The organism is Clostridium fungisolvens, from assembly GCF_014193895.1.
Classification (GTDB): domain Bacteria; phylum Bacillota; class Clostridia; order Clostridiales; family Clostridiaceae; genus Clostridium_AR; species Clostridium_AR fungisolvens.
The window spans coordinates 1-6,230 of sequence record NZ_BLZR01000004.1 but is presented as its reverse complement, the minus strand read 5'-3'; the positions used below and the strand labels follow the sequence as shown (position 1 = coordinate 6,230).

Here is a 6,230-nt window from a genome sequence, read left to right as displayed (position 1 = left end):
CTTTGTCAACACTTTTTTAAAACTTATTTTTAAAGATAAATTTTATTTTCGTGTTCTTGCCGCTACTTGTTTCAGCGACATGACTTATAATAACATATAGTTCTACTCCCTTAAATTAATTAACCCCTATCACAGTAACTTACTTGTCCAATAATTATAATTTCTCCATTTTTCAACATATTTCATCAACTGATACACCCGGCACTGTTATCATGGAAGATTACCCTTTTAACTCTATAAATCACTTATTATGGATATTAAAACTCAATATATTTATATTATTAAACTTAATCACAGGTAACTAATAACAACTTACTAACATATTATAGAAAATAATATTATTTATGAAGGTGATAATTTTGTGCGGAATTGCTGGATGGGTGAATTTTAAAAACGACATTTCAAAACAGCATAAAATAATAGAAGCTATGACTGACACTTTAAAATTAAGAGGGCCTGACAGCTATGGATACTATACAACCAATAACGTTCTTTTCGGACATAGAAGACTAGTGGTCGTAGACCCTGTGGGTGGAAAACAACCAATGGTTAAAACTCTTGGTGGCCATAATTATTGTTTAATATATAATGGAGAACTATATAATACTGAAGATCTAAGAAAAGAACTACTAGATAAGGGCTTTCAATTTGACGCTTACTCCGATACAGAAGTTTTACTTACCGCTTATATGTGTTGGGGTATTGACTGCATATCAAAATTAAATGGTATTTTTGCATTTGCCATATACGATGAGAAAGAAAACAGAGTGTTCTTGGCAAGAGATCCATTAGGAGTAAAGCCTTTATTCTATACCATAAAAGGTAACTCCTTTATATTTGGTTCTGAAATAAAAACATTATTAGCTCACCCTTATGTAGATCCTATTATAGATAAAGATGGATTAACTGAAATTTTTGCTTTAGGACCTGCTAATTGTCTTGGAAGTGGTATATATAAAGATGTCAAAGAGGTTTCTCCAGCTAATTATGTACTAATTGCTCCAGATGGAATAAAAATCAAGGAATATTGGAAGGTATCTGCTGAAGAATTCAATGAAACTGAAGATGAGGCTTCTGAGCATCTTAAGGACTTACTTACAGATGCAATAAAAAGGCAACTAGTAGGTGACGTTCCTCTTTGTACATTTTTATCTGGCGGACTTGATTCCTCTGCTATCTCAGCAATAGCAGCAGAAGAATATAGAAGTAAAGGCAAAACTCTTACAACCTATTCTATAGACTATGAAGATAATGATAAGTTCTTTAAGTCTTCATTATTTCAACCAACATCAGATCAATATTGGGCATTGCAAATGTCTAAATTTATCAAGAGTAATCATAAAACAGTTCTACTCAACCATAATGATCTTACAGCAGCCTTAAAGGACGCTGTAATTGCAAAAGACCTACCAGGAATGGCTGATGTGGATTCATCCTTATTTTTGTTTTCCAAGGAAATAAGAAAAAAATTCGTTATAGCCTTATCTGGGGAATGTGCAGACGAACTATTTGGTGGGTATCCATGGTATACTCGAGAGGAACTTATAAATGCACCAACATTCCCTTGGTCAAGATTTGTAAAAGATAGAAAATCTCTTCTATCCGATAATCTAAAGAGCTTACCTATAGAAGATAAGACCCAACAAGAATATTTAGATACTTTAAAACAAGTTCCTCACCTAGATAATGAAAGCAAATTAGATTTTAGAATGAGAGAATTATTCTATCTAAATATTAAGTGGTTTATGATCAACTTGCTAAACAGAAAAGATAGAATGAGTATGTCTAATAGTCTTGAGGTAAGAGTTCCATTTGCTGACTATAGATTAGTTCAGTATGCTTTTAATTTACCTCAAAAGATAAAATTTGCTGATGATAGAGAAAAAGGGCTTTTGAGAAAATCATTAAAGGGAGTATTACCTGATGATATTATATATAGAAAAAAGAGTCCTTATCCAAAGACTCATAACCCTATATATACTTCATTAGTATGCAAAGCTATGAATGATATACTAAACGATAAAACTTCTCCTATATTAAATATTATAGATAAGAAGAAGGTTCAAGAGATAGTTGATACAAAAGGTGACGCATACAAAACTCCATGGTATGGTCAGCTCATGACAGGCCCTCAATTAATAGCTTATCTAGTTCAAATGAATATATGGTTAAAGGAATATAATGTTCAACTTGAATTATAATATATCAGTTGCATAAAAATACTAAATTTTATCTATAGAATATATACTGTTATATTGCTTATGTATTTAATATAACGCTCTGTTTAATTTCAACCCATTACTAAACATAGCCTTATATAATTATACAAAATGCAGATAGTAATCAAATATTTGATTACTATCTGCATTATATTTTACAAACCAGCTATTGAGAGTTCACTTACTATTACAGAAGGACTCGCTGTATTAGAGTAATAGAAATCAAAATCGCTTCCTACTTCTTCAATGTTTTTTAACAAATCAAAAAAGTTACCCGCTACTGTTATTTGATCTACCGCTTCTTCAAGTTTTCCATCTCTTATCACCCTTCCGTTAGCTGCTAACGAGAAGTCTCCTGTTATTGCATTTGCACCTGAATGCATACCTTGAAGATTAGTTATATATAACCCATCACCAACAAGATTTACTAATGAATTAAAAGTTTTTTCACCTTTTTCTATATATAAATTTGTAGCCGAAATCGTAACTGGTGAGGAAAATGAAGCCTTAGAGGCATTTCCAGTAGTCTTTACATTGTCTTTATTTGAAGTCTTCAAATTATGAAGAAGTGTTGTAAACTTCCCTTTATTAACTATAGATTTTTTATATGTTGGTACCCCTTCATCATCAAAAGGAGTGGAATAAGGAGATCCTTCTAAAATCGGATTATCTGTAATAGTCACAATATCAGAAGCTATAGTAGCTCCTTCTTTTCCTCTAAGCAATGAAAGTCCTTTTTGAGCATTATCGGCATTAAAGACGCCTTGAAATGTTCCTAATATAGTTGCCATCATATAATTAGATATCAATACTTTATATTTGCCAGATTTAATTGACTTTGAACCAATCTTAGATATAGCATCATTAGTAGCTTCCTTAGAAATTTCATCTAGATTTAGTTCTCCTATACTTGTTCTAATCTTAATGGACATACCATTTTGCATACCGTTCACATCTCTAGCTACTGCATCAACGTATGCTACAGCAGTAGTTTTTTTGCTCTTTAAATCTAACCCCTTGGAATTTATTATTACAACTTCAGATTTAGAGGTATCTACTTCACATTCAGCAACTTTTTCAATTAGATTACTTGCTTCTTTTGTCTTCTTCTCTAGCATAAGTGCTAAATTAATTTGTTCACTTGGAGTTAGTAAATCTATTTCATCACTATATGTTGAAATACTTTCATATTTCCCTTGTTCTCCATATATAAAATCTTTATCTTCATTCTCTAAAAGCTCAGCATTTTCTTTAGCTTTTTTTACAATTATATCAGCAGCAGCTTCATCTAAGCTTTCGCTATATGCATAACCTATTTTCCCATTGATAATTCCTCTGAAACTTACTCCTCCAGTACTGCTTAGACCATACCCATCAACTTCACCCTCATAGATTCTTATTTCTAAGTTCTCTTTGTTAGAGTAATAAATTTCGTATTCACTAAATCCTGATTCTTCAGCGAACTTAAAAACTATATCTTTAAACTGTCTTATATCCATAAAGTTTTCCCCCTTATCTTCCACCAACAGTTATTTGTTTTACTCTAATCAGTGGCTGACCTACATTAGTTGGAACAGATCCACTTAAAGACCCACACATTCCTTGACCATGGCCAAGATTTTGTCCAACCATATCTATATCCATTAATATATCAGAACCTTTACCAATCAAACTTCCGCCTCTTACAGCCTCTGATATTTGACCATTTCTTATTAGATATCCTTCTGCTACAGCAAAATTAAACTCTCCTGTTATTGGATTAACTGAGCCCCCACCCATTTTCTTTGCATATAGGCCATATTCTATAGACTTAATTATATCTTCATTTCTATCATTACCATTTGCTATATAAGTGTTAGTCATCCTAGATGTTGGAGCGAACTTATATGATTCCCTTCTAGAGCTGCCAGTAGGTTCCATCCCCATTCTTCTGGCATTTAACTTATCTATCATATATGATTTTAAAATTCCATTTTCTATAAGTACATTTTTCCTTGTTTTTGTTCCCTCATCATCTATATTTAATGATCCCCAAAGGTTAGGTAATGTTCCGTCATCTATAGCGGTCACCTTTGTAGACGCTATTTGTTTACCTAACTTATCACAAAATACAGAATTCCCCTTTGCAACAGATGTAGCTTCAAGTGAATGCCCACAGGCCTCATGGAATATAACTCCTCCAAAGCCGTTTTCTATAGCAACCATCATCTTACCAGCTGGACAATAATTAGCATGAAGCATAGCAACCGCTGATTTACTTGCCTCTCTTCCGTAATGCTCAGGATCTACAACATCAAACATCTCAAATCCCATCATTCTTCCTGGATTTTCTGTGCCTAATTGATTTTCTTTAGAATTACTTGCTACAGATCTAATTCCTAGCCTAGTCCATATTCTTCTATCCTCTGTATATAAACCTTCACTGTTTGCAATAAGTACTTTTTGGTCTTTGTCCATATAGGTTACAGAAGCTTGACTTATTTCTTCACTATATCCTCTAGCTGATTTATAAGCTAGCTTCATCTTTTCAATCTTCTTAGTGCTTTCAATAAACGAAGGAACATAGATTATAGGATGAATATTAGAATTTATTCTTTCGATAAGATTCAAGTTAATGTCTAGATTATCATCTATGTTTCCAAGTGCATACGCAGCCTTAGCTGCTACTTCAGTCAAGTGATTCAAACTATTTTCATTTGTATATGCATATACACTTCTAAACCCTTTAAATATTCGTATACCTATACCATAGTTTCTCCCTGAAACTATACTATCTACTTTGCCATCAGTTAGCGTTATATTATTATTCATTGTATCTTCAACAAAAACTTCAGCAAAGTCTCCCCCGCTCCTCAAAGCTTGGGATAATACTTTGCCTATTATTTCTTTGGATAACATATGCATCCCCCTTTTTATCTGTAATATAATACCATTTTAATTAATGTTTCCATCTTATGCAATATTTCTTAAAAATATTTTAACATATACATTTTTATAACGATAATAAATACCGTTTACAATTGACTAACTTCAAATAATAATATATAATTAAAATGCGTGTTACTGTTAAATCAGGCATAAGTTTATATAAACTTATGCCTTTTTCTATTAATTATGAACTTTTTGTTAATTTTATTATTATATTTTTGAAAGGAAGTGAGTTTTCCTAATTTCACTATAATGTGCAGTTAGGAGTATATTATGTTTGGATTCCTAAAAAAAGAAATAAAGATTCTCGCACCAGTTGCAGGAACTACAATAGATTTATCTAGAGTTCCAGATGAAGTATTTGCAAAAAAAATGGCTGGAGATGGAGTAGCAATTGATAGCACCGGATCTATATTTGTAGCTCCAGCTGATGGTGAATTATCATTAGTATTTAAAACAAATCATGCTTTTGCCATGACAATCGCAGGAGAAGTAGAACTTCTAGTTCACATAGGAATAGATACAGTTTCTCTAAATGGTGAAGGTTTTGAAAGATTAATAGAACCTGGGGTAAAAATAAAAGCAGGTACTCCTATCATAAAAGTTAATAGAGAATTTGTAGAAAGTAAAGGTTTCTCATTAATAACACCAGTTCTAATAACAAATCCTGATGTTATAAAAGAAATGAATCCAGTTATAGGTTCAGCTGTAAAAGAAGGATTAGACACTATAATAACTTATAAATAGAAAACCTAAAAACAAAGAGATCTAAGAATTATTTAATATAATCTGTGGATTATTCAATTCCACCTGTGGATTACTTAATAATCTTAATATTTTTCTTATATCAAATTTTATTATAAAACAAAAAAGGTTCGCTAATTTCATCTTCATTAGCGAACCTTTTTGTTTATCTATTTTTTACTCTATATTTATTTTATACAGTTATTTAAAACCTTATATTATTATATCTTCTAGAAAATAAAAAACCTCTGTATAAACAGAGGTTTGGTGGCTCACCGGGGAATCGAACCCCGGACACCATGATTAAAAGTCATGTGCTCTACCGACTGAGCTAGTGAA

4 protein-coding genes are annotated in these 6,230 nt (G+C 31.8%); 2 read left to right on the top strand and 2 right to left on the bottom strand.

Annotated features, from left to right (window positions below; translation table 11 throughout):
• The first annotated feature begins 359 nt into the window (after positions 1-359).
• Entirely contained in the window at positions 360-2,201 is a 1,842-nt protein-coding gene (gene asnB, locus bsdtw1_RS23310) for an asparagine synthase (glutamine-hydrolyzing) (protein ID WP_183280050.1), read from the top strand.
• A gap of 173 nt (positions 2,202-2,374) precedes the next feature.
• Here asnB and bsdtw1_RS23305 read toward each other — a convergent pair whose 3' ends face one another.
• Positions 2,375-3,718 carry a TldD/PmbA family protein gene (locus tag bsdtw1_RS23305; protein ID WP_183280049.1) on the bottom strand — a complete coding sequence of 448 codons (1,344 nt, stop codon included), beginning with the start codon at positions 3,716-3,718 and terminating at the stop codon, positions 2,375-2,377.
• A 13-nt stretch (positions 3,719-3,731) separates the two neighbouring features.
• Entirely contained in the window at positions 3,732-5,117 is a 1,386-nt protein-coding gene (locus tag bsdtw1_RS23300) for a TldD/PmbA family protein (protein ID WP_183280048.1), read from the bottom strand.
• Positions 5,118-5,420: 303 nt separating this feature from the next.
• Between bsdtw1_RS23300 and bsdtw1_RS23295 the strand changes: the two genes are divergently transcribed.
• Positions 5,421-5,894: a PTS sugar transporter subunit IIA gene (locus bsdtw1_RS23295; protein ID WP_183280047.1), complete on the top strand. Its 474-nt coding sequence runs from the start codon at positions 5,421-5,423 to the stop codon at positions 5,892-5,894.
• The last annotated feature ends 336 nt before the right edge of the window (positions 5,895-6,230 follow it).